3 protein-coding genes are annotated in these 1,968 nt (G+C 59.8%); 1 reads left to right on the forward strand and 2 read right to left on the reverse strand.

All coding sequences use genetic code 11. The features are described from left to right. A partial coding sequence (locus tag EN964_RS32965; RefSeq protein WP_164776260.1) for a PilZ domain-containing protein occupies positions 1–349 on the reverse strand: 349 nt, incomplete at its 3' end. Between the two features lie 177 nt (positions 350–526). Continuing rightward, positions 527–1,159, reverse strand: coding sequence for a PAS domain-containing protein (locus tag EN964_RS32970; RefSeq protein WP_023812148.1), 633 nt, complete (start codon positions 1,157–1,159; stop codon positions 527–529). Between the two features lie 388 nt (positions 1,160–1,547). On the opposite strand from EN964_RS32970, the gene EN964_RS32975 reads away from it, so the two are divergent. Next, a partial coding sequence (locus EN964_RS32975; RefSeq protein WP_164776263.1) for a rhomboid family intramembrane serine protease occupies positions 1,548–1,968 on the forward strand: 421 nt, incomplete at its 3' end.

Consider the following 1,968-nt stretch of genomic DNA (forward strand, 5'->3'; position numbering starts at 1 on the left):
CTTCCGGCAGGTCGAGTTCATGCTTGTTGGCGAGCCAGGTCAATTGCGCGGCCAGCTTGTCCTTCTTGCGATCCGACGCGATGACGGTCATCGCGAAACCGTCCTGCAAGGTGCGGGTGACTACACCTTCGATGCGGCCGATATGATCGATGTAGGCAATGATTTTTTCGCCGGGCATGCCGATGCGGTCGGTGCGAAACGCGACATTGCCCGGTGACATGTCGACGACCTGGCAGGGGTGTTCGGTGCGGTCTTCCAGCATGAAGCGTCCGTAGATTTTAACCCGGACGCGCTGAAAGTTACGCCTTTCAGCTTGGGACGGCGCATAGTCGACCGCCGCTGACCTCATGACTGCCTACACCCCGTTTGGCATCCCGCGCGCCGATGCGAGGAACTTCATCAGAGAAGTACAACAAAGCGGGTTAACAAAGGGAAAAAGCGGGCGCTCCAGGGGTTTCCTTTTTGCAGGTCGCGGTGCCAAAACAGCCGCGCAGTTTTGGGCGACGTGCATCAGGCCGCAAACGGACTATTCCTCGCGCCCGCCATCGAACACGACGAGATGGCGGATGCGGCGCGCCCGGCCGAGCGCCGAGATCGTCTCGGGTGCTCCAAGTTCATCGGGAACGAGCGAGGGAACATCGATCGCCGGGCGATTGTTGAGAAGCTCCTTCTCCGGATCGATGACGCGTATCGAATCGATCAACGCGTCGGTGATCGGATCGGCACCCAGCCAGAAGGGCTTCTCCACGGCGCTGATGACGCCCAGGCAACGCGGATTTTCGACACCGCCGTCCAGCGGCAGGGCAAGCAGTTCGAACTTGTTGGAGCGCCCGTTGCGGCTGAAACCCTCATAGCTGATGAGCACGACCGACTTCTGCTCGAAGACGCCATGGATCAGCCGCGAGACGAGCCGCTGATCCTTCTCGCGCCACAGCGATGGAAAGGAAAACCCCTTGAGTTCGCGGCCGTAGCAGGCGCAAAGCCTGGTGCCGGCCAGCCGGAATACGGCCTGTCCGCGCGTGTCCCGCTCCAGGATAAAGGTGTCGGCCAGCAGCGACTTGATGTCGGCCGGCTCGACCTCCGAACGCTTCGGGGCAGGGCGTCCATCACGCAGGCGGTTCCAATATTGGAACAGCGTGATCGATCCATTCTGGTTCATACTATGCTGCTCCGCGCAATCTGTCGTCTGATGTCCCATCGGTGAACAGAAGGGCGCCCTCCGATGACCTACATGCGTTGCGGAGCAGGAAGCGTGCCAGCGTCGTTAACACTTGTTCACGGGTCGGGGCCGTTAAGGTTAACAAGTGGTTTACGTTGCATCGAAGCGAGCCCCGTGGCACACAAAAACCACTCCAGAAGCGGTCGTTTCGCGACGATCGGCAGCACTTCAGTCAAGAGTTTTAGGGGAGCAGGGGGCTCGACCAGCCGTTCAAGGGAAACCTTGAACGGCTTCTTTTTTGATTCGCGCCGCGGCGATTCGCGGTTTGCGGTTCGGTCCGTGGTGATCTAGATGCTCGAGCCCCGAATCCCGCAGAGTGCAATTTCAAATGAGTGAACCGGCATCTCCCTCGGAAGTCGACCCGGTCGAGGGCGCACCTGAACCGCGGCGCGAGCCGGTGTTCAACCTGCCGCCCGTCGTGCTGGCGGTGATCGGCATCTGTGTCGTCGTCTACCTGTTGCAGCAATATGTGTTGAGCGAATCCCAGCAGATGACATTGCTGTATGACGGGGCCTTCATCCCCGTTCTCTACACCGGGCAATACGGCTTCGACTGGTTCCTGTTTTCGCGGCCCTTCACTTATGCCTTCATGCATGGCGGCTTTGCCCATATCGCCATCAATATGGTGTGGCTCGCCGCGTTTGGTTCACCATTGGCAAACCGTCTGGGAGCGCTGTGGTTCGCGCTGTTTTTTGCCGCAACCGGGCTGGCTTCGGTCGCGCTTTTCTGGGCGATGCATCCTTATGGTG

This window comes from Mesorhizobium sp. M7A.F.Ca.CA.001.10.2.1 (genome assembly GCF_003998575.1).
Taxonomy (GTDB): domain Bacteria; phylum Pseudomonadota; class Alphaproteobacteria; order Rhizobiales; family Rhizobiaceae; genus Mesorhizobium.

What these genes read in the sequence shown, in the direction of transcription:
- EN964_RS32970 (WP_023812148.1), bottom strand. Translation starts at nt 1,159, where the DNA reads ATGAACCAGAATGGATCGATCACGCTGTTCCAATATTGGAACCGCCTG.